The organism is Nonomuraea sp. NPDC049141 (assembly GCF_040648415.1).
In the GTDB taxonomy this organism is placed as follows: domain Bacteria; phylum Actinomycetota; class Actinomycetes; order Streptosporangiales; family Streptosporangiaceae; genus Nonomuraea.
This window is the reverse complement of the sequence record NZ_JBEZDR010000031.1, coordinates 65097-88214: the sequence shown is the minus strand read 5'-3', so window position 1 is coordinate 88214 and position 23118 is coordinate 65097. Positions and strand designations below refer to the sequence as shown.

Sequence of the window (23118 nt, the reverse complement as noted above, 5' to 3'; positions counted from 1 at the left end):
TCCTTATGTTTTACGGCCGGCCCGGTGGGCGCCAAGCGCCGTGCGGGGCCGGGGTCTGTCCAGGGGAACGCTCCTCCGGTGGAGCCGGCGCGCCACCGTTACGTGCGCCTTCTTGACCGTGGCTTCCGTCGGTGGCTTCCGTTGGTGCGGCCGTGCCGTTGGTGCCGGCCGCCGTGCGGGCGGTGCGCGTCCGCACGGCGGCCGGGGTTCAACCGATCGTGATCCGATCGAGGTTCGGGCCGCCGCCGGCCGTCGTGGCGGTGGCGCGGATGGTGTTGGCGCCCGCGTTCAGCGGCACCGTGATCGACTTGGTGACCCAGGTGTCCCAGTTGGTCGTCGCGTCGAAGGCGAGTTCGTCCGAGACGAGCGCGCCGTTGACCGTGATGTCCATCGGGCGGTTGGCCGTGGTGCCGTTGGCGAACCTCAGCGTCAGCGCGGCATCCCCCGCCGACTCGGCGTTCACCGCGAACTCGACGTAGGAGCCGACCAGGTTGTCGTAGTTCACGAAGCCGGTGCCGGTGAAGCCGGTGTGGTTGGACTCGGCCACACCCTGCGAGATCGTGGCGTCCTCGGCCTGGTAGTCGGTGGTGCCGCCACCGCCACCAGGTGTCACGTCCACGTCGATGTAGTCGAGGTTCGGGTTGCCGTTGGCGGTGGTGGCGGTGGCCCGCAGCGTGTTGGCGCCCGCGGTGACCGGCACGGTGAAGGTGTCGACGGCCCAGGTGTCCCAGGTGCCGGTGCTGCCGTAGTCACGGCTCGCGAACACCGTCGTGCCGTTGACCGCGATCGCCGACGGGCGGTTCGTCGTCGTCCCGTTGGCGTACCCCAGCTTGATCGTCGCCGTGCCCGCGGCGGCGGCGGTGAACGACCACTGCAGATAGGAGCCGGCGGCGTTGTCGCCGTTGACATAGCCGGTGCCGCTGTAGCCCGGGTGCGAGTTCTCGAAGATGCCCTGCGAGATCGTCGCGTCCTCCGCCTCGTAGCGGCCGGGGGGTGGCGTCGTGCCGCCGCCGCCCGCGTACTCGCCGCCGACCCAGGCCTCGTCCACCCGCCACCGCGAGATGCCGTGGTGGCCGGTCTTGGTGAGCCGTACGTACCGGTGGGTCGAGGCGGTCAGGTCGATGACCTGCACGCCGCGCGCGTTCGGCACCGTGCCGGTCTTGACCGCGCTGCCCCAGCTCGTCCCGTTGTCGCTGACGTACACCTGATAACCGGAGATCCGCGCGGACCCGGACGACGGGTAGACCGTCGAGTCCTCCCGCTGGTTGAACGCCAGGTACTGGATCCGCTTGGCCGAGCCGAGGTCGAAGGTCAGCGACGCGGGTTCGGCGGCGTTGCTGTCCCAGTAGGTGAGGTAGTCGCCGTCACCGGCGGCCGAGGCGGCGTGGCCGCTGGTGGAAGAGGTGGCTGACAGGGTGACGCCGCTGTAGATCCCCTCCCGGCCGCTGGAGATGACCTTGAAGACCGTGTCGTACTGGTCCCACGAGGAGATGCCGCTCAGCGTCAGCGTGCCGCCCGCCTGTGTGAAGGTGACGGGGGCACCGGTGCGCAGGTTCGTCACCGAGCTGATCCGGTAGCCGTTGTCGCGCAGCGACAGCGTGCTGCCGGACGGCGGCGTGACGACGTGGATGTAGTGCCGGTTGGGATCGTTCTTGGCGATCGTGGTCACGCCGTGGGCGCCGTTGTTCCAGAAGCCCGGTTTGAGCCCGCCGAACATGTAGCCGCCGCCCTCGGTGCCGCCGAGCGACTCCCAGATCTCCCCCAGGTAGGTGTCGGCGAAGTTGTTGAAGCTCACCTGCTGGGCGGGGAACTTGCCGTTGACCATCGCGGTCTCGGCCATCAGCGCCTTCACCGACGATCCGGCGTTGGTGATGAGCCGGCCCAGCGTGAGCTTGCGGTCCACCGCCTGGTCCGACCCGCCGTACCACCAGGGGCCGCCGGTCGGCAGCTTGAAGTCCGCCTCGATCAGCCTCGGCAGCGCCGTGTAGACCGCCTGCGGGTAGTCGTACGACGGCGTCATGCCGGTCTTCTGCTCGTTGCTGATCATGTCCATGATCGCGGTGTCTTCGTTGTTGTTCGAGATCGTCATGTCGGGACGCTGCTGGTAGATCTTGGCGTAGAGGTTGTTGCTCTCCCAGTAGGCGTTGTCGTTGTCGATCCAGAACCCGGCCAGCTTCGGATAACGCTGCATCTGCTCGAAGAACTGCAGGTAGCTGAACTCGCCGAACCCGTCACGCGTGGTCAGGTCCACGTTGTGGCCGACGTAGCTGGAGAAGGCCGAGGAGTTGAGCCAGTCGCCGGAGCTGAGCCCCTCGTTGTGCCACTGCGGGTCGTCGGTCATGTAGTTGATGACCTTCAGCCCCTGCGCGTCGGCCGCGTCGATCAGCTCGCCGAGGAAGTCGCGCGTCGTGCGGCACGAACCGGGGATCGACGACGGGTACGGCCTGGCGTAGCCGAGCCGGCTGTGGAAGGTGGCCAGGACGATGTACTGGGCGTGCAGCTTCTTGGCCTCGTTCACCCAGTAGGAGGCGCTCCAGCCGCCGTTGGTGACGTCGGCCTCCCAGCCGCTGCAGCTGGTGTGCTGCGGCGAGGTGCGCTCGCCCCAGTGCAGGAAGACTCCGGAGATCGAGTTGCGCAGGAACGCCTGCCGCGGGTGCTGCAGGTCGGCCTGGGCGGGCAGAGCGGTGGGCAAGGCCGTGAGCAGGCCGAGCAGGAGGGCGAGTACGGCGAGCACCGCCGTACGCGACAGCTTCATACCAGGACCTCCAGGTAGTCGAGGTTGGGGCAGCCGTTCGCGGTGGCGCCGGTGACCCTGACGGTGTTCGCGCCCGCGACCAGCGTGGCGTTGACGCTCTTGCTCGCCCACGTGGTCCAGGCGCCGGTGCCGCCGAAGCTCAGCCCCGAGGCGACGACCACGCCGTTGACCGTGACGTTCATGGGGCGGTCGACGGTGGTGCCGTTGGCGTACCGGATCGTGAGGGTCGCGGGGCCGGCGGCGGACGCGTTGTGCGTCCACTGGACGTAACACCCGGCGGCGTTGTCGGTGTTGACGAAGCCGGTGCCGGAGAAGCCCGCGTGGTTGGACTCGACCACGCCCTGCGAGATCGTCGCGTTCTCCGCCTCCAGGCGGGTCGCGACGGCCGCCACCTGCTTGTACGCCCGCATGTTGGTGAGCAGCAGGTAGCAGTTCTGCAGCGAGCCCGAGGTGTCGCCGAGCGAGCGGTAGATGCCCCACTTGGGACGGACCCGGTCGCCGAGGAACGTGTCGCCGGTCTTGGTCGCGTCCACCAGCGTGGTGGCCCCGTCACGCAGCACCCAGCGGACCGAGCCCGCGCTGCCGTCGTCGATCCTGATCTCGTACTCGGCGTCGATCCACTTGTTCTGCAGCGGCTCCAGGTTGGTCCGTCCGACCAGGGTGTCCGACTGGAAGATCTTGTGCTCGATGGTCTGCACCCCGTCCACCCGGCGCAGCGACGTGACGGTGATCGGGTTGGTGCCGGTGCCCGGCATCTTGGTCTGGCTGATGTGGGTGAAGGTCGTGGTGGCCTTCAGCGAGCTCGGGATGAACATCGAGTACGTGACCCGCCACGTCTCGCCCTTCAGCCACTGCAGGTAGCCGCTCGGGTTACGGGTGCCGGTCACCTCCTGCCGCTGCCGGTCGGTCATCGAGTCGCGGTCTACCGTGTGCATGTTGAAGCGGAAGTTGTTGCCTTCGGCGAAGATGTGCGGCTGACCGGCGGGGTGCGAGTCGGCGCGGTCGTCCTCGATCGTCTCGAACGCGCCGAGCCCGACGGACGACGCTTCCGGGGCCCACATGAGCTGCCAGGCGGTCGCCGCCGAGGCCGGGCGGGCAGGCAGGTACGGGGTGAGAAGCGCGGCGCCCACGAGGGTTCCCAGCTGGCGTCGGGTGATTTCCATGACTCCCTATCCAATGGTGATCTTGTCGAGGTTGGGTCCCCCGTTGGCCGTCGTGGCGGTCGTCCTGATCGTGTTGGCCCCCGCGGTGAGCTGGACGGTGAGCGTGGCGGTCTGCCAGGTGTCCCAGTCGCCGGTGCCGGTGAAGTCGCGGGTCACGCCGGCGCCGTTGACCGCGATGGTCATCGGCCGGTTGACCGTGGTGCCGTTGGCGTAGCGGAGCGTCAGCGTGGCGCTGCCCGCCTGCGCGGCGGTCACGGCGAACTCCACGTACGAACCGGCGACGTTGTCGAAGTTGACGAAGCCGGTGCCGGTGAAGCCGGTGTGGTTCGACTCCACGACGCCCTGCGAGATCGTGGCGTCCTCGGCCTGGTAGTCGGTGCCGCCCCCCTTGACGGTCGCCACGTCGATGTAGTCGATGTTCGGGTTGCCGTTCGCGGTCGTGGAGGTGGCCCGGAGCGTGTTGGTCCCGGCGTTGACCGGGACCGTGAAGGTGTCGGTGGCCCAGGTGTCCCATGTGCCGGTGCTCGCGTAGTCACGGCCGGCGAATACCGTGGTGCCGTTGACCGCGATCGCCGACGGCCGGTTGACCGTGGTGCCGTTGGCGTACCGCAGCTTGATCGTCGCCGTGCCCGCCGTCGTGATCGGGAAGGCCCACTCCACGTACGAACCGGACACGTTGTCGCCGTTGACGTAGCCCGTACCGCTGTAGCCGGTGTGGGAGTTCTCGAAGATGCCCTGCGAGATCGTCGCGTCCTCCGCCTCGTAGCGGCCCGGCGGCGGTGGCGTGTCCGCGCCCGGCAGGCCCCAGGCGGCGCCCGGTTTGGCGATCGGCACCGGCGCGATGACCAGGTCGGGGACGGCGCCCGCGTAGACGAGCACCTCGCGGTCCTTGGGCAGGGCGATGCCCAGCACGCCGCCGCCCAGGTCCTGGACCGTGGCGGGAGTGCCGTCGTCGAGCACGGCGGTGACCGTACCGGTCAGTCCGTGGTCGAGCTTGAGCGGCTCACCGGCCAGGCTCCTGACCCGGATGAAGCGGGTCGTGCCCGCCTGCCGTACCGCGGAGACGAGGAACGCGCCCTGCGTGCGGAAGTCGTGCAGCGTGACGTCCGGCCACGACCCCGGGACGGCGGGGAAGACGCGGACGACGCCGCCCCAGCTCTGGCAGAGCAGGTCGTGGATCGACTGCGAGGCCGACAGCGGCGTCTCGATGACCGGCCCGGCCTCGGTGTAGTGGGTGTTGGCCCGGCACGGGTAGGAGGTCGAAGGGTCGAAGAACTTCAGCAGATAGGACAGCGCCGTGTCGCCACGCCGCATCATGGCGTACATGGAGGCGGCGCCGGTGTAGCTGTAACCGCGGTGGGCGCCGGTCAGGGCGTGCCAGCGCACGATCGACTTCTCGATCAGCGCGCGGTTCCCCGTCTGATCCCAGTTGACCAGGTAGAGGGGATAAATCATCAAAAGGTGGGAGTAGTGGCGGTGGGACTGCGCGTACGGCGTGCTGCCGCCGATCATGTAGCCGTTCGTGTCCGTCGGGTACGCCACCAGCGTGCTGAGCACCTGCTGCCACCTGGTCTTCAGCGGGTCGTCGATGCCCAGGCGGCTCGCCGAGTCGAGCAGCGTCTGGCAGCCCCACCTGATGAGGGCCAGGTCGTAGTTGGTGTCCTGCGGCGGGACCACGGGGTACTCGGGCGACAGCGTGCTCGGCAGGTGCAGCTTGCCGTCACTGCCACTGGCCAGGAAGCGCAGGTAGTAGTTGATCGCCCGGCGCAGCAGCGGGAACAGCGTGTCCCGCAGCAGCGCGTCGTCCATCGTGTGCCGGTAGGACAGCCACACGTTGTGCAGCGCCCACGTCAGGTCGCCGACCTCGGCACCGCTGCCCGGCGTGCCGACACTCCGGTTGGCGAACATGTCGGAGCTGCGCCCCACGCCCGAGGAGTCGCTCCGGTACGCGCTGGCCACGTTGGCGGTGAGCTGGGCCCGATTCTGGTCGAGCGTGCTGGTGACCGAGTCGAGCTCCAGGTGGTTGGAGCCGTGGATGAGCCAGTACTCCAGCTGCACGTTGAGGTTCCACCACACGCCGGGCCACGGGGTGGGCTCCAGCCACGGCCCGGTCGTCGCCATCACCGGCGCGCCCGCGCGGGTGGCGGAGGCCACCTTGTAGAGCTGGATCCAGTGGAAGCTCTGCAGCCGCTGGTCCGGGATGGACACGAAGCTCTTGCGGTAGAAGGCGTGCCACCAGGTCCGGTGCGCCGCCCGCAGCGTGTCGTACGTGCCCGCGTTCTGGACCTTGCCGAGCGAGGCCGGCTCCGCCGCCGTGTTGGACGGGAAGCTGTGGGCGACCGACAGCAGCAGCAGGTTGCCGCTCTGCCGGTAGGCGGTGGCGGTCTGCCCTCCCCCGGCCAGCGCCTGGAGCACCTGCTTGACGTCGCCGGTGGTCTTGGTCGTCGAGGCCGGGTTGTGCGTGTAGCCGGACGGCGGGTCCTCCGACGCCTGCCTGGGGCTGTCGGCCACCTCCGGGTGGAACGTCCATCGCACCTGCTCGCTGCCCGTGACCGAGGCGCTGGCCACGAACAGCTCGTCGTGGATGAACGCGGTGAACGTGATCTTCCCGGAGGAGGTGGTGACGGTGCCGGTCAGCTCGGCGTCCCACAGGCTCAGCCGCCAGTCGACGGCGGTGATCGTACCGACGGGGTCGAGCGTGAGATGGCCGACCGGCAGCCTGCACGTGCCGAACCCGCTGCCGAACTCCGGCCGGTGATCCTGGACGCGGCCGTGCTGGGTGGTGAAGCGGATCTTGTTGGCGTCCGGCTCCTTGTAGATCATGCTGCCGAGCAGGCCGTCGCCCAGGAACGGGCCCTCGTGCCAGAGCGTGGGCAGCTTGGCCCACCGCAGGTCCTGCTCCCGCAGGAACGCGGCCCACTGGGCGTCCGTGGACATCCGGACGTCGAGCGTCCAGGGCGCCTCGGCATGAGCGGGGGCGGCCAGTGGGCCGGTCAGCGCCGCCGCGGCCAGGGTGCCGAACGCGCCGCCCAGCACCGCCCGGCGCGTCGGCCCGCTCTCACCGCCGTCAGGTTCCATCACGCGAAATCTCCAGTTGACTCGGGGGGTGACAGGCGGCCGCGCCGAAGCGCGGCCGCCTGGTGAGGGGGCGTGCGTCACTGGATGTTGGAGCGCCTGATCACGTCGGCACTACCGTCGCCGTTGTTGTCGGAGTTGGTGGAGCCGAACCAGATGGCGCTGGCGTTCGGCACCTTCTCCACCGCGCGGAGCCGGCCGTACGTCCCGTTGAAGTAGGAGTTGACCGTCGAGACGTTCTCGCCGTTGAGCACGATCCGCCACAGCCGCTGGCCGCGCAGCGCCGCCATGAACACGGTGTTGTTCACGATGGCGATGCCGCTCGGCGACGCCTCCGAGACGCTCCACGTGTACTTGGGGTTGGTCATGCCGGAGGTGCTGCAGGTGCCCTCGCAGGTGGGCCAGCCGTAGTTCTTGCCCGGCTGGATCAGGTTGAGCTCGTCCCTGGAGGAGTTGCCCAGCTCCGACTCCCACAGCCGCCCGGCCGAGTCCCACGCCAGGCCCTGCGGGTTGCGGTGGCCGTAGCTGTAGACGCGGGTGTTGAACGGGTTGCCCGGCGCGGCCGCGCCCGTCTTGGTGATGCGCAGGATCTTGCCGTTGAGCGAGCTGAGGTCCTGCGCGTTGCTGCTGGCCTGCGCGTCGCCCGCGGTGACGTACAGGTAGCCGTCGGGGCCGAACCTGATGCGGCCGCCGTTGTGGTAGCGGTTCTTGTCGATCATGCCCTGCAGGATCGCGCTGTAGCCGCTGAGCGTGGTGCCGTTGAAGTTCATCTTCGCGACACGGTTGCCCTCGGAGGCGGTGTGCATGAAGAACACCTCCTGGTCGGTCGTGCCGTTCCAGGTGGGCGAGAAGTCGAGGCCCATCAGGCCGCCCTCGCCGTCGGTGGTCACGGCGTTGGGCACGGTGCCGACCTGCGTCTTGGTGCCCGACGGGGTGATCTTGAACACCTTGAACGAGTCCCGCTCGGTGACCAGCGCGTACGAGCCGTCGGGCGCCCAGGAGATGTCCCAGGGGATGTCCCAGCCGCCGGCGATCGTGGTCGGCGTCTGCGGCACGGTGCCACAGCTACCGGTCGTGAACGACGCCGACGCCGTGCTCGGGGTGGAGAGCTGGTTGGCCGTGTCCCGCGCGACGACGTCGAGCTGGTAGGTGTGCGCGCACTCCAGCGGCACGCTGGTGCTGGTCGCGGGCGGCGTGCCGGTGACCGTCTGCAGCACGGTGCCGGTGGCGTGGTCGCGGACCAGGTAGGCGCGTACGCCGTTGTCGTCGGTCGAGGCGGTCCAGGTCGCGGTCGCTGAGGTGGGCTGCACGGCGGTCACCGTGGGCTGGCCGGGCTGCGACGGCGGGTCGTCCGCGGGCGCGGGCAGCGTGCGGCAGTTGGCCTCAGGGCTGCTCAGCGACACGTTCCCGGAGGCGTCACGGGCGAACACCGAGATCTGGTACGGGAAGTCGGAGTTCAGCCCCGTCACCGTGTACGGCGGAGCGGGCGCGGTGGCGATCTGCGTGCCCTGGTGGAAGATGTCGTACGCCACGACGCCGACGTTGTCGGTCGAGGTCGGCCAGTCCAGCCGGATGCTGTTGTAGGTGATGTCACTGCAGACCGGCTGCCCCGGGGCGGTCGGCTTCTCGGTGTCGCCAGGGCCGCTGACGCGCAGCCGGTCGAGGTTCGGCCCGCCGTTCGCGGTGGTCCCGGTGGCTCTGATCGTGTTGCCGCCGGCGGTCAGCGTGGCGTTGACGCTGATCTCCTGCCAGGTGGTCCACGCCCCGGTGCCGGGGAAGGACTGACTGGCCACGACGGCCGTGCCGTTGACCGAGATGCTCATCGGCCGGTCGGTGGTCGTGCCGTTGGCGAAGCGGAACGTCAGGGTCTGCGGCCCGGCACTGGCGGCGCTCACCGCGAACTCGACGTAGGAGCCGGCCACGTTGTCGTAGTTCACGAAGCCGGAGCCGGTGTACCCGGCGTGGTTGGACTCCACGACGCCCTGGGAGATCGTCGCGCTCTCCGCCTGGTAGTCGGTGAAGTTCGTGGAGGCGACCTCGGCCTCCAGGTAGTCCCAGTTCGGGTTCCCGCCCGCGCCGGCGGCGGTGGCCTTGATCGTGTTGTTGCCCGCGACGACCGGCGCGGTCAGCGTGACCGTCGCCCAGGTGTCCCAGTTCGTGGTGGCGTTGAACGCCCGGGCCGCGGCGACGACGGTGCCGTTGACCGAGATGTCGCTCGGCCGGTTGGCGCTGGTGCCGTTGGCATAGCGGAAGGCCAGCGTGGCGGTGCCCGCGCTGGGCGCGTTGATCGTCCATTCGACCGAGGATCCGGCGACGTTGTCGCCGTTGACGAAACCGGTGCCGGAATAGCCGGTGTGGTTGGACTCCACGACACCTTGCGTGATCGTGGCGTTCTCCGCCTCGTATCGGGTGGGCGCCGCGGCGGCCGGAGGGGCCACAACCGTCAGCGCCCCGGCGAAGAGCGCGAGGACACCGGCGAGGACGCGGTACCTGCGTAAGTTCATCGATTCTCTCCTGCGGGGGGTGGTATCTCGGGCGAGAGATTGGAGCTTTTCATCGTGTTCCCACAAATAGTCACAACCGTCAACAGATTCTTGATCTTGGAACGATCCAATCTTTAGGAAACTTTCCTAACGCCACTCTTCTTTTGATCGAGCAAAGATCGGATGTCATACAGCCTGGACAGCTGGATATTCCGGATGTTTGGCTATGGATCAGGCGAAAGGTTGGATCTGTCGCTCGACCTATTCGGCGGTATTCCCCGCCTTGGGAGTGGTCAGGCGATATCACAGGTCAGAAGCACACAGGTGAGACATAGGATGTCTTACCTGTGCGCTCACCAGCGTCAGGAGAGTCGCGTGCCCCTCAGAAACCGACATCGAGTCATCGCCATAGTGGCCCTCGGTGCCCTGCTGGTCCAGCCCGTGCCCGCGGCCGTCGCCGCGGCCACCCTCCACGAAGCCGAGAACGCCACCATCTCGCAGGGCGTCGTGGAGTCCAACCATGCCGGGTTCACCGGCACCGGTTTCGTCAACTATGACAACGTGGCCGGCTCGGCGGTCGAATGGACGACCGACTCGCCCCAGGCCCGCCAGGTGCGACTGGTCCTCCGGTACGCCAACGGCACCACCGCCGACCGGCCCATGAGCATCACGCTCAACGGCACGACCATCGCGGCGAACCTGTCCTTCCCGGGCACCGGCGCGTGGACCACCTGGCGGACGGTGACGCTGCAGGCCTCACTGGCCGCCGGCCCGAACACCGTCAAGGCCACCGCCACGACCGCCAACGGCGGCCCGAACGTCGACTCGCTCACCGTCGACGACGGCACCTCGACCGGGACCGACTGGTCCAAGGCCGTCATCGACTCCACGATGGCCCGCTTCACCCCCAGCTCACTGGGTGGCTGGGGCTACACGCAGGGGTTGTACCTGTGGGGGCAGTATCTGGTCTGGCAGCGCACCGGCGACGCCCGCTACCTCCAGTACATCAAGGACTGGGCCGACCGGTTCGTCGACAGCTCCGGCAACATCTCCAACAGCTTCGGCAACCTCGACAGCATGCAGTCGGGCAACGTCCTGCTCGCCCTGTACAAGGAGACGGGCCAGGCACGCTACCGTACGGCCGCCACCAAGATCAGGACCCGGCTGAACACCTACCCGCGCACCTCAGACGGCGGCTGGTGGCACTCCACCTCCGACTCCCGGCAGGGCCAGCTCTGGGGCGACGGCGTCTACATGGTGGATCCGTTCCTGGCCCGCTACGGCGCCTGGGTCGCGGCCGACACCTTCACCCGCACCGAGCCCGCCAAGCAGATCGAGGTCTACCACAGCCACCTGCGCCGCTCCTCGGGCACGGCCGCCGGGCTGCTGTACCACGCCTACGACGAGCCCGGCGGCCTGACCGCCTCCTGGGTGAAGCCGGCGCTGGGCAACACGAACGGGATCTCCTGGTGCCGGGCGATGGGCTGGTTCGGCATGGCCACCATCGACATCCTGGACCTCCTCCCGGCCGACCACCCGCAGCGGGCCGCGCTGATCGACATCCTGCGCGATCTGGTGCCCGCCTACGCCCGCTGGCAGGACCCGGCGACCGGCCGATGGTTCCAGGTGGTCACCGAGACGTCGAACTCCGCCAACTGGACCGAGACGTCATGCTCGGCCATGTACACGTACACGATCTCGCGCGCCGTCGAACTCGGCTACGTCGACGCCTCGTACCGCGCCAACGCCGACCGGGGCTACCAGGGAGTGCTGAACAAGGTGTCCCTCGGCCAGGACGGACGGACGAACATCGTGGACATCAGCGAGGGCACCAACGCGAGCGACTCGCTGAGCTACTACTTCAACCGGGGACGCCCGGTGAACGACTTCCACGGCCTGGGCGCCTTCTTGATCATGAACGAGCAGATGATGCGAGTCGGCCCCGGCAACTGACCCGCGCGGCTCCCCCTGGGACCGGCGCAGCGCATGCGTCGGCCCCAGGGACCGGTCAGGCCTTGCCGCTCCGCTGAAGCGCCTTGGTGAGCTCTTCCTTGGTCATGGATGAGCGGCCCGGGACCTTGGCTTCCTGGGCTCGGTGGTACAGCTCCTCCTTGCTCAGCCCTCTGCGTCTGTTGCCGCGCCCCGCCGGAAGGCCGTGCTGGATCTCTTGCGCCTTGCGCTCGCTGAAGGCCCGGCCGAGCTCCTCCAGGCGCTCGCGGGGAACCGCCTTCTTGAGCGCTGGAAGGATCTCGCCCTCCTCCTCCTGAACGTGGTGAGTGACCGCCTGAACGAGCTCGGCCAGCTGGGTGTCGAACCGCTCCGTGTCGGGCTGGACGTCCAGAAGTTCGAGCAGCATCCGCTCGGCCGCGTGGTGTTCCTCCTCTCCCTCTCTGACCTGGTTCTTCTCACTGGGGACGGTCTTGGCGATCTCCGGGTAGATGAGTTCCTCCTCCCCCCTGGAGTGGGCGACGAATTTGGCGGCGAGTTCGGCCAGGAGTGCGGGACGATCCTCGGTGTCCTTCTTGAGGCGGTCGAAAAGCCGCTCCACGTCGCGATGATCTGCCTTGATCATGCTGATGGCATCCAATGTCATGGCTGCCCCCCTCTCTGGCGCCCCCGGTACCCGGCGAGGACGGCCGTACGCGGAGTTGAAGGACAACGGAACAGCTGTTTGCGTTTCTTGGGTACTAGCGACGGGGTGTCTGATAGATCCCGCCTTGTCGGGGTAGCGGGATGACTGCCGAGCAGTAGACGGGAGTCGCACATGAGCACAATGGTGGGAAACTGGAAGATGGCGATCGCCGACGGGTGCCTGCCCGGCGACCAGCTCTACCTGTTCAACATCAGTCCCGGCAACGCCCACGTCGAGCTCACGTTCTGCGCGGAGGGCGGGCAGCCGCTGGGTCCGTTCCGCCTGCGCGTCCCCGCACACCGTACGCAGGCTCTGGCCCTGGAGGACCTGGTCGATCCGCACGACCTGCCACCGGGCCAGTCGTACTCCGTCGTGGTGGTCTCGGACATGCCGGTACTCGTACAGCCTGAGCCGGCGCGTCCGGACGTGCCGAAGCCTCGGCGAACAGCGGCCTGACAGATCGTCAAAGGCACGGCGGCGGGTACTGTTCGAACTCCAGGGGGACCACGGCCAGCGCTCCCCCCGATTCGCGGCAGATCTGGCCGACCGGATCAGCGGCGATCCCCGTACGCCACACAAGCGCATGGTTCCCGGGATGGATGCTACCGACCAGCAGCGCACCGTCGGCGCTGAATGACAGCTCCGACGCACGGGACGCGGTCATCGACTCGCCGATCTGGCGCCCGGTGCGGGTGTTCCAGAACCGGACAGTCTCGTCGCCTCCGGAGCTGGCGATGGTCCGGCCGTCGGGGGCGAAGGCCAGCGCGATGATGTCGGCCCGGTGCCCGACCATCGGCGTTCCTTTCGGTGTTGCCGTGCGCACGTCCCACAGCCGGATCGTCCCGTCGGAACCTCCGCTGGCCAGGGTGGCGCCGTCCGGGCTGAAAGCGAGGGTAGCCACCAGGCCGGTGTGGCCGTGCAAGAGATCGGGCAGAGGCGCGCGGGCTCCGGCGGGCCAGAGCCGGATGCCCAAGGGCGTCGCCATGGCGATGGTCGTGGCGTCCGCGTTGACCGCCATGGCCGTCACGTTCTGTCCCAGAGGGTAGCCGGTCGAGCGGCCGGAGCGCAGGTCCAGCACCCGCACACCTTGCGAGTCCGTGGTGACATAGGCGAAGAAGCTTCCATCGGAGGTGAAAGCGGCCGGTACGGTCGGCAGGGTGTAGTCCACATGATGCTCGGCGAGCACCTGGTGAGTGGCGGCATCCCAGAGGCGGACCTTCGCGTCCGCCGACGCCGTGGCCAAGCGCCGACCGTCGGCGGACAGCCACACGCGAGCGGCGTACTTCCCCCTGATGTGCGAGCCGATTCGCTTGCCGCTGCGCATGTCCCACAGCTGCGCTCCCAGGGAGGAAGTCGCCGCGGTGAGCAGGCGGCTCCCGTCACCGCTCAGGGCGGCCAGATCAACGCCGAAGCCGTCGATCACGGGTGGGATCACCGTCTGCCGTACGGTGAGATCCCAGCGGCGCAGGGTGCCATCGAGGCTGGAACTGAGCAGCGTCCGTCCGTCCGGGCTGAAGGTCATGGCGCTGACGCCGGCGGTGTGGCCGGTGAGTGGCTGCCCGAGTTGCTCGGCCGACACGGGATCCCACAGCCGGATGACACCTTGCAGGTCCCCGACGGCGAGGATCGTCCCGTCGCGGCTGAAGGCCAGGCTCGACGCCTGCGCGTCCTCGCGGGTGTAGGAGAGCTGGAATCGCCTGGTGGCGACGTCCCAGCTACGGACCTGGCCACTGGTCGTCGTGGTGAACAGGTACCGGCCGTCCGGGGTGAAGGTCAAGGCGTCGACCGTGGCCAGCGCCCCTTCGGTCTTGATCGGAGAGCCGCGCGGGCGCCCGGTCCGGGCGTCGAGGAATCGGATGTCGCCGTTTCGCCCGCCTGCCGCGATCGTCTCGCCGTCCGGGCTGACGCCGATCGCCGTGACCTCGATCATCCCGGCCTTGATGGCCGAACCGATCTTCTGGCCGGTACGGGCGTCCCAGCGCTGGATCCGATCGTCGGAGCTCCCGGTCACCAAGAGGTCGCCGTCGCGGCTGAGGTCGGCGGCAGTGAAGCCGAAATAGGGGATGGTGACATCGGGCGCGGTGCCGCGCCAGAGCTGGACCCGATAGCGTCCCATTCCCGCGACCAGCCGGCCGTCGCCGCTGATGGCGATCTTGTCGACGCTGTCCTGGCTGCGCAGCGTCTTGATCCGGGCGAGCGTGCCCGCGTCGCGGATCTCCACTCCGTCGCTCACCCCGGCGAGCACCGTACGGCCGTCGGGTGCGTAGAGCATGGAGGAGGGGGACGACTCGACGTGCACGCTCGCCCGGCCGGGTCTGGAGACCGCGGCCCGCAGGGCGTGCTCGGCCTCGGCCGTGTTCGCGATCCGCCTCGCCATCACCGCCAGGCGTCGCGATCGCTCCGGATCGGCGTCCGCGATCCGTTCGCTGTCGGCCGCCCACTGCTTCGACAGCGCCAGATTCCGCTCGCTGGTCGCCCGGCCGGCCGACACGAACGCGACGCCGGCCGCCACCACGGAGATCACCGCCAGCATGGCGAGCGCGACCACGACCCGGCGCCGTACCCGAGCCCGTCTGGACTCCCCCCGCAGCGACGCCTCGAGGAACTCCCGGGCGATGCCGGAGGCGGGCGGGTGGCGGCCCGGGTCGGCCGACCAGCCCTGGCTGGCCGCTCGCACGGTCGCCAGCTTGGTTCCCTGGTACAGCAGCGAGCTGTCCCGCTCGTACCGCTCCCACTCCTCGGCGCTCCTGGTGAGCTCGCCGAGCAGGATCCGGCTCGCGATGTCGTCCTCCAGCCACGACCGCAGGCGCGGCCAGGCGTGCAACAGGACATCGTGCGAGAGCTCTAGGTCGTCCTCGGTGAGCACGAGCAGGCGTTTGCCGGTGAAGGCGGCCAGCACCGGCGCCAGGTCCGTGCCCACCTCCGAGCGGCGCACCCTGCGCCTCGACAGCCTGCCGTCCGGCTGGACGGCGACCGCGCGCCTGACCAGAGCGCGGGCGAGGACCTGCTGGTCGGGCGACAGCGCCCCGTAGACGGCCTCCGCACTCGACTCGACCGCCGCCAGCACGCCGCCGCTCGTACCGTAGCCGCGAATGGTCAGCCGCTCGCCCTCGCGCGCCTCCCAGGCCAGCAGCATCGCCTGTGACAACAAGGGCAGCGTGCCCACCTCGTAGGCGCCCGTCGCCGACGGGGTGCCGAGATCCTGCAACAGCAGATCGACCAGACCCGGCTCGATGTCCAGCCCCGCCGCGACCGCGGGCGCCGTGACGGCCCGGCGGAGCTCGGACTCGCGCATCGGACCGACGATGAACTGGGCGTCCGCCAGGATCTCCGCCAGCTCGGGATAGGCGGCGCAGTGCCCCCAGTAGTCGCCGCGCACACCGAGGACGACCAGCACCTGCGGATCGGGATCGGTGACCGCAGCCAGGAGCGCCGTGACGAACGCCCGCCCCTGCTCGACGTCGCCGGTGAAGATCTCCTCGAACTGGTCGACCACCAGCACCAGCCGCGAGCCCGGCAGTCCGTACTCGCGCCGGTGAGCCAGCACCACCTGCCGGAAGGTCAGGCGGGGCGAGCTCCGCAGACCTTCGCGGACGGCCGAGGAGTCACCACGGCCCAGCGCCGCCAGGTGGACGGCCAGCTCGTCCAGGGGCGTCGGCGTCGGCGTCAACATGAGCTGCGGCCACTCGTGTGAGCCCCGCACCGGCAGCAGCCCCCGGTCGATCGCCGGCAGCAGCCCGGCGCGCAGCAGCGATGACTTGCCCGCCCCCGAAGCCCCCGTCACCGCCAGCAGCGCCACTCCGGACAGCCGCTCGGCCAGCTTGGCCACCAGCGCCATGGTCATCCGCTCGCGGCCATAGAAGATGTCGGCGTGCTCCTGCTGGAAGGGCCACAGCCCCCGGTAGGGGCAGCCACCGCTCCACCTCCCCGGCCTGCGAGGGGCGGGATCGGCGTCGGCCAACCGGGCCAGGTCCTCCCGGATCCGCAGCAGCTGGACCGCCTGGCGGCGCAGCCGCTCGCGATCGTCGCGCTGCTCGATGCCCAGCTCGTGCAGCGTCCGATGGATCTGCGAGGCGCGATCGCTCACCTTCTCCAGTAGCGACCGGAATCCGGCGAAGTCCGCCCCCAACTCGGCGAACGCGTGCGCCAGATGCCGTTGCAACCGCTCGTCGCCGGCGTCCACGGCCGCTTCGAGTGCCGTACCGGCCGTGTCGAGGCGCTCCAGCACGCGGGCCAGCTCCGCCTTGAGCTCCGCCGCGCCGGGCCCGGAGGCCAGTGCGTCGGCGAGGCGTTCGGCGAGCTCGGCCTCTATCTCGTCCTCGCTGGGCGACCGACCGCCATTGCGGCGGCGCAGCGCCTCCACGGCTCTGGTGATGACCTCGCTGAGGACGTTCGTACCGACACCGGCGACGACTCCCACCGCGGCGCCGCTCAGCGGGACCAGCGGGGCCAGCGCGCACGCCGACAGCGCGGCCAGCAGCGCGTACGGCGACAGCCTGACCAGCGTGCTGCCCGCACCGGCGACCCGCGCCCGCACCCGCCCACCACCCGCCACATCCGGATATCGCCAAAAGAAGGACCTTCGTTCCCACAGCCCTCAGCCGCACCTGGGTGTGGTGGGCCGCGTGTGGGAGTTCTTCTTACGGGTGATCCTGGCGATACGGTTGAGCATCATGAGATCGGTCAACGTCATGATCGCGGCATCCCTCGTAGCCGTCCTCTCGGGATGTGCCGGTGAGGCGGACGGCTCGGCGACGCCGGAGCGCCCCGTCCAGACCACCACCCCGACTGCCACCCAGACCCCCTCCCCGCAGGCGGCGGCCATGGGGGTGCCCGCGCCTGATGTCCGCATCCCCACCGACCCCGTCAAGCTGGCCGACGCTCTGAAGGAGACCTCCACCGCGCTGAACGAGGCGATCGACGGCTGGACCAAGGGCTCGCAGGAGCAGCCGCCGCAGGACGTCGTACTGCTCTCCCTCCATCAGCAGCGCATCTACCGCGCGATGGCCCGGAACACGACGCTGACCCAGGGCGTCGTGAAGCGGCTGCCCAAGGGGCTGGCCGCTGAGGCACGCGACAACACCACGGCCATCGCGAAGCTGCTGTCCATGGCCCACCCGATCAGCGCGGCGCAGCGCAAGCGGATGCGCCTGGCGGAGCCGCCGCCCGCCGAGCCCCTGCGCGGCTACATGACGCGGGCCGAGAAGCGGTTCGGGGTCGAGTGGGAGGTTCTCGCTGCGATCATGCTCGTCGAGACGAAGTTCGGCCGGGTCAGATCAGCGAGCTCCACCGGGGCGCAAGGGCCGATGCAGTTCATGCCGGGCACGTGGCGGCAGTACGGCCTGGGTGGGGATGTCCACAACGCGCGTGACGCGGTGTTCGCCGCGGCCAACTATCTCAAGGCGTCGGGGGCGCCGCGAGACTACCGGCGTGCGGTGTTCGCCTACAACCATGACGCCCGGTACGTGGATGCCGTCCTCGCGCACGCCCGCCAGATCAAGCGCGACTCGCGCAGCTTCTACGCGTACTACAACTGGCAGGTCTTCGTCCTGTCCACGCAGGGCGACGTCCGCCTCACCGGCCCCCGCTGACGAGTCCGCGTCGCCGCTGGACCTGGCCGGGTTGGTGGATGCCACCCAACTGCGGCAGTAATCGGCGCCACTGCCTGCCGACAGCTTGTAGCGCTTATTTCACCTATGTACGATAGGAACGTGGCAGCCCAGAAGGGGGACATGGCTTGGGGGGCCTCGAAAGGATCACGCAACCTACGCTGGACGTACTCGAAGCTCTCGTCCGCGCTCACGACGCCGACGAGCAGATCCACGGGTGGGCGATCATGAAGGCGACCCACCGCGCGGGCCCCACCGTGTACAAGGTGCTCGACCGCCTCGAAGACGCCGGATGGATCACCGGCGCATGGGAGGAGCTCGAACCGGACGCGAGCCGCCCCAGGCGCCGGTTCTACCGACTCACCGGCGAAGGAGTGCCTGCCGCTTGGGCGCTGTTGGCGGAGCGACGTCCCGCCGCCGTCAAGACGCGCCCTGCGTTTGGTTTCACGGCGCTTCGCGTCCTGCGGACGGGTGACCAATGACCACCGAGATCGTGATGCTCATCGTCGGTGTACTCATCGCCGAATGCACCGAGATAGCGCCATGGCTGGCCAAGCGGCTCGTACGCTGGTCCACCCACCTACGCTACGCCGATCAGATCCGGGCCGAAGTTCGCGCCGAGGAACTCGAAGCTGTCATCGATGCCCGGCCCGGCAAACTCTTCAAACTGATCACCGCATCCGTCTTCGTATTCCAGGCAGCCATGGCATGGGCATTCCGCCGTACCCAACACACCTGGTCTCGTGCGCTGCACGCCCGCAACCAGCGTCTGGCGACGAAGATACGGATCGAGCGCCAGCTGGAGATGACAGGCGACATCATCACGCTCGCCAAGCGGTTCGGAGGCTCAGCGAACGGCCTGCCAGGACTCGACGATGGGCTGGCAGTGACTATCCACGAGACCGAGGCACTGAACTGCGGCTTATCGTTAAAGGCCGCAGATCCGGCCGTCACGAGAGTGTTGGTCAGGAGGGCGAAGCGGGACAAAGACCAATATGTCGTGCAATGGGTTCGGGACTCGCCAATCACATCTACCGATTGACCCACACTGGCCCAACCGCGTGCCGCCGCTCACCCGAGTCGTGGCCGCAGCACCATTCATTGGTCCGCGACCGACTTTCACCAGTGGATCCAGCGGCTTACGCTCGTCCATTTCGGCAGGTCAGCTGCGGTTATTCGGATGGCGGGCCGCTGATCGGCCGCGCCGACACCGTCATATGGGGCGCGTGGGGTGTCGTTGACGAGCGTCCGGTGCCGGCCACTGGTGATTATGACGGCACGGTGTGGTTGGAGGATCCGGTCGCACGTAAGTCTTTCAACGCCCCGCTGACCACCACGTCGGAGGTTAGGATCCAAGTGACAAGGCCCTTGATGGGTGGGCGCGCGCAGTCGCCCGCGAACGGAGGCCACAATGGGATGGGACCTCGCCATCAACCTGGCCGCGTCATTCATCGCGTTCCTGGCCGGATGGTTCTTCCGCACGAGCGTGAAGCGGCGCAGGGAACTCCGACCGGCCTCACGTGTCTGGAAGCTCAATCCATCGCTGCCGACCAGCATCGTCACGGGGGACGGCCCGGTCATTGATGTCACCGATTACATGACCCAGACGGTCTGGCCGGCCGAATATGCCGCGGCAACCGAAGTTTCGCTTTATCTGGCGCGGGTCTTCGGCTGCCGAATGGACCGGATCTGCACGGCCGAGCGTTTTCCGAAGGATAAGGCGCTCGAGGGGAATCTGATCGTCATCGGCGGACCTGTCAGGAATGAGGTGTTCCGTGCGCTGGCCGAGAGGATTCGGCTGCCATACTCATTCTCCGGGTTCGACCTCATCCGCGCCGATGACAAGCACACGTTCTCCGCCAGGATCTCCAACGGCAAAGTGGACCGGGACATAGGTCTGGTCGTCTTGGCCCAGAATCCCTTCAATCAGAAGGCACGCCTGGTGATGCTGGCAGGATGCCGGGTCTTTGGTTCACTCGCCGCCGCCCGCAGTGTGGTCGACCCGCTTATTGAAGAGACGTGCGCTCGGCTCACCGGAGGAGACTCCGCGTGTTTGGTGGTGGAAGTGGATGTCATCGATCAATATATCGCCCGCCCAAGGGTGGTCGACTGCATCCCTCTATCCCGTTCACTTCATATGGAGCGCCTCGATCCACCCGGCTCCGGGGATGCTCTACCATTGTAGTTCGGTGTCTCGAGATGGTGGTGAAACCGGTGGATCTTCATCAGTTGCCGACGGTGGAAGCTGCGGTCATTCTGGGAGGAGGTCTGGACAAAAACGGGAAATTGACGAAGCTCGGCACGGACCGGCTCGATAAAGGTGCCGAGCTGTGGAGATCTCGGCCCACCACCCGACTGATCGTGATGGGCGGCCATTACTGGTGGTGGAGTCCACGGGCGGAGCGTTCGGAGCAGCTCACCTCACAGCTACGCGCCGAATATCTCCTGAGTGCGGGGGTGCCGGAAGACGCGATAGTCCAGGCCGATGGCGAGGCCAGGGACACCATCAGCGAAGCCTTCGTCGCGTCGGTCGCGATCGCCGAACTGAGCGTCGGGGGCGTGGCGCTGGTGACTTCGGACAAACACATGTATCGAGCTTTCTATGTGTTCACCCGAGTGTTGGGGCCAGAAATCCCCTTGATTCCCGTTGAGGTGCCCTGCGGAGACCTGCTGAATGACGAAGAAGAAGCGGCTTACCTGAGTGCGACGAGGCGGGAGATCGAACCCTTGGGCAGTCCGGTTGCGGTTCCGCCGAGTTGGGAGGAATGGTACCGGAAACACGAGGAGATGTACGAGGAGTTCGCGCGCATCAGAGAGCACTTCGCCGCACAGGAGGGGGCGGCCAGCCAGGCCTACGGCTCGAACGGCAGCACCTGAGGATCCACGCTAGTGAAACACCAGCATATCCATGCTATCGACTATCGGAGCGGTTCCCGCGTCCGACTTCGCATCGTGAATCAACGCCCGCAACCCTTTGGCGAACTGGTCGTCGTCGAGGGGAGCAAGGCTGGAGTCCGCCCGGACTCGCACCCGCTTCAGGAACACCCGCATATCGGGGGCGGTAATCTGACGGACGGATTGCAGGGAGTGCAACTCGAAACCGGCCTTGGTGAATGCCGAACAGGCGGCTTCGAGAGAGGGTGACGACGACTCCACGACCTGGCGGGCGCCGGGAAAATAGTGGAACAACGTGATCCCACCGGTTCTCCCAGGGAGAATGTTGCGAATCACGACCGGTTGTCCCTCTCGCACCACTCTGCGCAGCTCCATGGCACAGCGTGCGAGGTCCGTCAGATGGTGCAGAACATGGGAAAGCCATGCTGCGGCGCACGATGCGTCCTCGAGGGGTATCTGCTCGCCACGACCACCCACATAAACGATTCCACCGCGCTTACGAGTCTTGGCGGCGACTTCCCGCATTTTCGATGACGGCTCCACTCCGACGACTCGGGTTTCGAACCATTCCGCGATGGCGGCCGAGAAGAGCCCGGTCCCCGACCCCAGGTCAAGCAGGCATTGACCGCTGAGACCGCCGAAGTGCTCAACTAAGCGCAGCCTCCACTCTGAGAATCCGTCCACCTGCGGCAGCGCCCTGCCAAGATCGTAGACCTCGGCCACATCGTTGAAGTCTAATTTCTTCACTCTGCTCGTTTTGCACCCCTTGTGGAGCATGCGGGAAATCCTTCGACGTCGCGATCGTAGCCCAAGAGAAGCAGCGCGGCTCGTACTGCCGCACATACATCGCCTCACGGCCGACTCCTCGCGAACCTTTCCCCCTTAGCCTCGCCGTTTCGGTCGAGATGCGGCCGGAAGCGGGGAGGAAATACGAAAGTGCCTTCTGAGCTGGGGCGATGAACCTTGTCGAGGGATCTTGCCGATGCCACCGGTCTGACCACCGAGAAGACATAGTCAGTCCGCACCACGTCTTCCCTATCTCCTCTGGGCTCATCGAGGCCTAGCTAGCCCGCCCACGCCCTCAGTCACCGGAATCAGGCCCGGCGACCGGCCTCTATAGAGCGCGCCGCGCCTCTATAGAAGGTGCTGGAGCACGATTCGAGAGTACTTGGAGCGCCCCGGCCGAGCCTTTCTCACAGAGGTCAGCACCTCTGGAGAAAGGACCCGACATGAGCGAGCAGAACCACCCGGCACCGACGTCCAAGAACGTCACCGGACTCCTTTTACGGCTGGGCGCGGGAGCCACGGCCACGGCGTTCCTGGCTTCGGCGCTGGTCGCCGCGACGACCGCGCCCGCCGCGGCCGTGACGCGCGGCAACATCGTCGCCGTCGCGCAGAGCCAGTTCGCCAACGCCTCCCGCAACCACGAAGAGCCGATGGGCAGTGGTTGCAACTACTACACCGGGTACTTCCGGTCCTGGAAGCCGGCGGGCGGCTGCCCGGCCACGGACGGCGTGCAGTGGCGGGACAGCGACTGGTGCGCGGACTTCTCCAAGTACGTGTGGAAGAACGCGGGAGTGCCCGAAGCCGACGTCGCCGAGACCAATGGCGGCGTGCTCACCGGCTGGGCCAGCTCCTTCAAGGACTACGGCACCAAGCACGGGACCTGGCACGCGCGTTCCACCGGTTACGCCCCCCAGCCCGGCGACGCGGTCGTCTTCGACTGGGACCAGAGCGGCGACATCGACCATGTCGGGATCGTCAAGTCCTCGAACGCCACCACCGTCTACACCATCGAGGGCAACAGCGGCGACCGCATCAAGGAGAACAGCTACTCGCGCACGAACGTCGACATAGTCGGCTATTCCGCGCCGGTGGGCGCCGAGGACGGTCCGCCCGCCACTCCCGCCACCGACGCGAGCGGCACCAGTGACGTTCGGGCCGACTTCAACGGTGACGGGCTGGACGACGTGGCCGCGTTCTACGACTACCCAGGGGCCCGGACGGTCCTGTTCGTCTGGTCGGCCAAGGCCGGAGGCGGCTTCAACCCGCCCGTCAGCATGTGGGACTCGGGAGCGGGCAACTTCGAACAACCGCGCGCCAAGGCCATCGCGGGTGACTTCAACGGCGACGGACTCGCAGACGTCGGCACCTTCTACGACTACCCCGGCGCCCGCACCGGCCTATGGATCTGGACCGCCAAGACCGGCGGCGGCTTCAACTCCCCCGTCATGTCCTGGGATTCGGGAGCGGGCAACTTCGAACAACCCCGCGCCAAGGCCGTCACCGGCGACTTCAACGGCGACGGACTCGCAGACATCGGTACGTTCTATGACTACCCCGGCGCCCGCACCGGCTTGTGGATCTGGACCGCCAAGGCAGGCGGCTTCAACGCGCCCACGATGACCTGGGATTCGGGAGCGGGCAACTTCGAACAGCCGCGTGCCAAGGCCATCGCGGGTGACTTCAACGGCGACGGACTCGCAGACGTCGGCACCTTCTACGA

At 68.0% G+C, this 23118-nt stretch carries 15 protein-coding genes; 8 read left to right on the top strand and 7 right to left on the bottom strand.

Annotated elements, in window-relative coordinates; genetic code table 11:
• Positions 1–208: 208 nt before the first annotated feature.
• From AB0B91_RS56745 to AB0B91_RS56730, 4 genes are all read right to left on the bottom strand, one after another.
• The gene (locus AB0B91_RS56745; protein WP_358340140.1) at positions 209–2755 is read right to left on the bottom strand and encodes a carbohydrate-binding protein; all 2547 of its coding nucleotides are present in this window, start codon (positions 2753–2755) and stop codon (positions 209–211) included.
• Positions 2752–3918 carry a CBM35 domain-containing protein gene (locus AB0B91_RS56740; protein ID WP_358340138.1) on the bottom strand — a complete coding sequence of 389 codons (1167 nt, stop codon included), beginning with the start codon at positions 3916–3918 and terminating at the stop codon, positions 2752–2754. Before AB0B91_RS56740 ends, AB0B91_RS56745 begins: the two co-directional genes overlap by 4 nt.
• Before the next feature lie 6 nt (positions 3919–3924).
• Complete coding sequence (locus AB0B91_RS56735) at positions 3925–6996, bottom strand: carbohydrate-binding protein (RefSeq protein WP_358340274.1); 3072 nt, start codon at positions 6994–6996, stop codon at positions 3925–3927.
• Between the two features lie 77 nt (positions 6997–7073).
• Positions 7074–9497, bottom strand: a complete 2424-nt coding sequence (locus AB0B91_RS56730) for a PQQ-dependent sugar dehydrogenase (protein WP_358340136.1) — start codon at positions 9495–9497, stop codon at positions 7074–7076.
• 354 nt (positions 9498–9851) lie between these two features.
• Here AB0B91_RS56730 and AB0B91_RS56725 point away from each other — a divergent pair, with 354 nt between their 5' ends.
• A complete protein-coding gene (locus tag AB0B91_RS56725; protein WP_358340134.1) occupies positions 9852–11429 on the top strand; it encodes a glycoside hydrolase family 88 protein in 1578 nt (525 codons plus the stop codon).
• A 55-nt stretch (positions 11430–11484) separates the two neighbouring features.
• On the opposite strand, the gene AB0B91_RS56720 is transcribed toward AB0B91_RS56725, so the two are convergent.
• Complete coding sequence (locus AB0B91_RS56720) at positions 11485–12069, bottom strand: hemerythrin domain-containing protein (protein ID WP_358340132.1); 585 nt, start codon at positions 12067–12069, stop codon at positions 11485–11487.
• A gap of 171 nt (positions 12070–12240) precedes the next feature.
• Between AB0B91_RS56720 and AB0B91_RS56715 the strand changes: the two genes are divergently transcribed.
• On the top strand, positions 12241–12564 hold the full coding sequence (locus AB0B91_RS56715) for a sensory rhodopsin transducer (RefSeq protein ID WP_358340130.1): 324 nt from the start codon (positions 12241–12243) through the stop codon (positions 12562–12564).
• A 7-nt stretch (positions 12565–12571) separates the two neighbouring features.
• Here the strand turns inward: AB0B91_RS56715 and AB0B91_RS56710 are convergent, their stop codons facing one another.
• The gene (locus AB0B91_RS56710) at positions 12572–16645 is read right to left on the bottom strand and encodes a hypothetical protein (protein ID WP_358340128.1); all 4074 of its coding nucleotides are present in this window, start codon (positions 16643–16645) and stop codon (positions 12572–12574) included.
• Positions 16646–16781: 136 nt separating this feature from the next.
• Between AB0B91_RS56710 and AB0B91_RS56705 the strand changes: the two genes are divergently transcribed.
• The 5 genes from AB0B91_RS56705 to AB0B91_RS56685 all read left to right on the top strand — a co-directional run bounded on the left by AB0B91_RS56705 (position 16782) and on the right by AB0B91_RS56685 (position 20594).
• Positions 16782–17699 (top strand): lytic transglycosylase domain-containing protein, encoded by a 918-nt coding sequence (locus AB0B91_RS56705; RefSeq protein ID WP_358340126.1) that lies wholly within the window; start codon positions 16782–16784, stop codon positions 17697–17699.
• A 146-nt stretch (positions 17700–17845) separates the two neighbouring features.
• Positions 17846–18199: a PadR family transcriptional regulator gene (locus AB0B91_RS56700; protein ID WP_358340124.1), complete on the top strand. Its 354-nt coding sequence runs from the start codon at positions 17846–17848 to the stop codon at positions 18197–18199.
• The gene (locus AB0B91_RS56695; protein ID WP_358340122.1) at positions 18196–18759 is read left to right on the top strand and encodes a hypothetical protein; all 564 of its coding nucleotides are present in this window, start codon (positions 18196–18198) and stop codon (positions 18757–18759) included. Before AB0B91_RS56700 ends, AB0B91_RS56695 begins: the two co-directional genes overlap by 4 nt.
• Before the next feature lie 369 nt (positions 18760–19128).
• Complete coding sequence (locus AB0B91_RS56690; RefSeq protein ID WP_358340120.1) at positions 19129–19902, top strand: hypothetical protein; 774 nt, start codon at positions 19129–19131, stop codon at positions 19900–19902.
• Between the two features lie 14 nt (positions 19903–19916).
• Entirely contained in the window at positions 19917–20594 is a 678-nt protein-coding gene (locus AB0B91_RS56685; RefSeq protein ID WP_358340119.1) for a YdcF family protein, read from the top strand.
• Positions 20595–20603: 9 nt separating this feature from the next.
• Here the strand turns inward: AB0B91_RS56685 and AB0B91_RS56680 are convergent, their stop codons facing one another.
• Positions 20604–21389, bottom strand: a complete 786-nt coding sequence (locus AB0B91_RS56680; RefSeq protein ID WP_358340118.1) for a class I SAM-dependent methyltransferase — start codon at positions 21387–21389, stop codon at positions 20604–20606.
• A 452-nt stretch (positions 21390–21841) separates the two neighbouring features.
• Between AB0B91_RS56680 and AB0B91_RS56675 the strand changes: the two genes are divergently transcribed.
• Positions 21842–23118, top strand: a 1277-nt coding sequence (locus tag AB0B91_RS56675; protein ID WP_358340116.1) for an FG-GAP-like repeat-containing protein, incomplete at its 3' end; no start/stop codon positions are given.

Excerpts from the sequence above, each read along its gene's own strand:
- AB0B91_RS56720 (WP_358340132.1), bottom strand. The coding sequence starts at position 12,069 with ATGACATTGGATGCCATCAGCATGATCAAGGCAGATCATCGCGACGTG.
- AB0B91_RS56695 (WP_358340122.1), top strand. The coding sequence starts at position 18,196 with ATGACCACCGAGATCGTGATGCTCATCGTCGGTGTACTCATCGCCGAA.
- AB0B91_RS56680 (WP_358340118.1), bottom strand. The coding sequence starts at position 21,389 with ATGCTCCACAAGGGGTGCAAAACGAGCAGAGTGAAGAAATTAGACTTC.
- AB0B91_RS56715 (WP_358340130.1), top strand. The coding sequence starts at position 12,241 with ATGAGCACAATGGTGGGAAACTGGAAGATGGCGATCGCCGACGGGTGC.
- AB0B91_RS56735 (WP_358340274.1), bottom strand. The coding sequence starts at position 6,996 with ATGGAACCTGACGGCGGTGAGAGCGGGCCGACGCGCCGGGCGGTGCTG.
- AB0B91_RS56730 (WP_358340136.1), bottom strand. The coding sequence starts at position 9,497 with ATGAACTTACGCAGGTACCGCGTCCTCGCCGGTGTCCTCGCGCTCTTC.
- AB0B91_RS56745 (WP_358340140.1), bottom strand. The coding sequence starts at position 2,755 with ATGAAGCTGTCGCGTACGGCGGTGCTCGCCGTACTCGCCCTCCTGCTC.
- AB0B91_RS56740 (WP_358340138.1), bottom strand. The coding sequence starts at position 3,918 with ATGGAAATCACCCGACGCCAGCTGGGAACCCTCGTGGGCGCCGCGCTT.
- AB0B91_RS56690 (WP_358340120.1), top strand. The coding sequence starts at position 19,129 with ATGGGATGGGACCTCGCCATCAACCTGGCCGCGTCATTCATCGCGTTC.
- AB0B91_RS56685 (WP_358340119.1), top strand. The coding sequence starts at position 19,917 with ATGGTGGTGAAACCGGTGGATCTTCATCAGTTGCCGACGGTGGAAGCT.
- AB0B91_RS56705 (WP_358340126.1), top strand. The coding sequence starts at position 16,782 with ATGAGATCGGTCAACGTCATGATCGCGGCATCCCTCGTAGCCGTCCTC.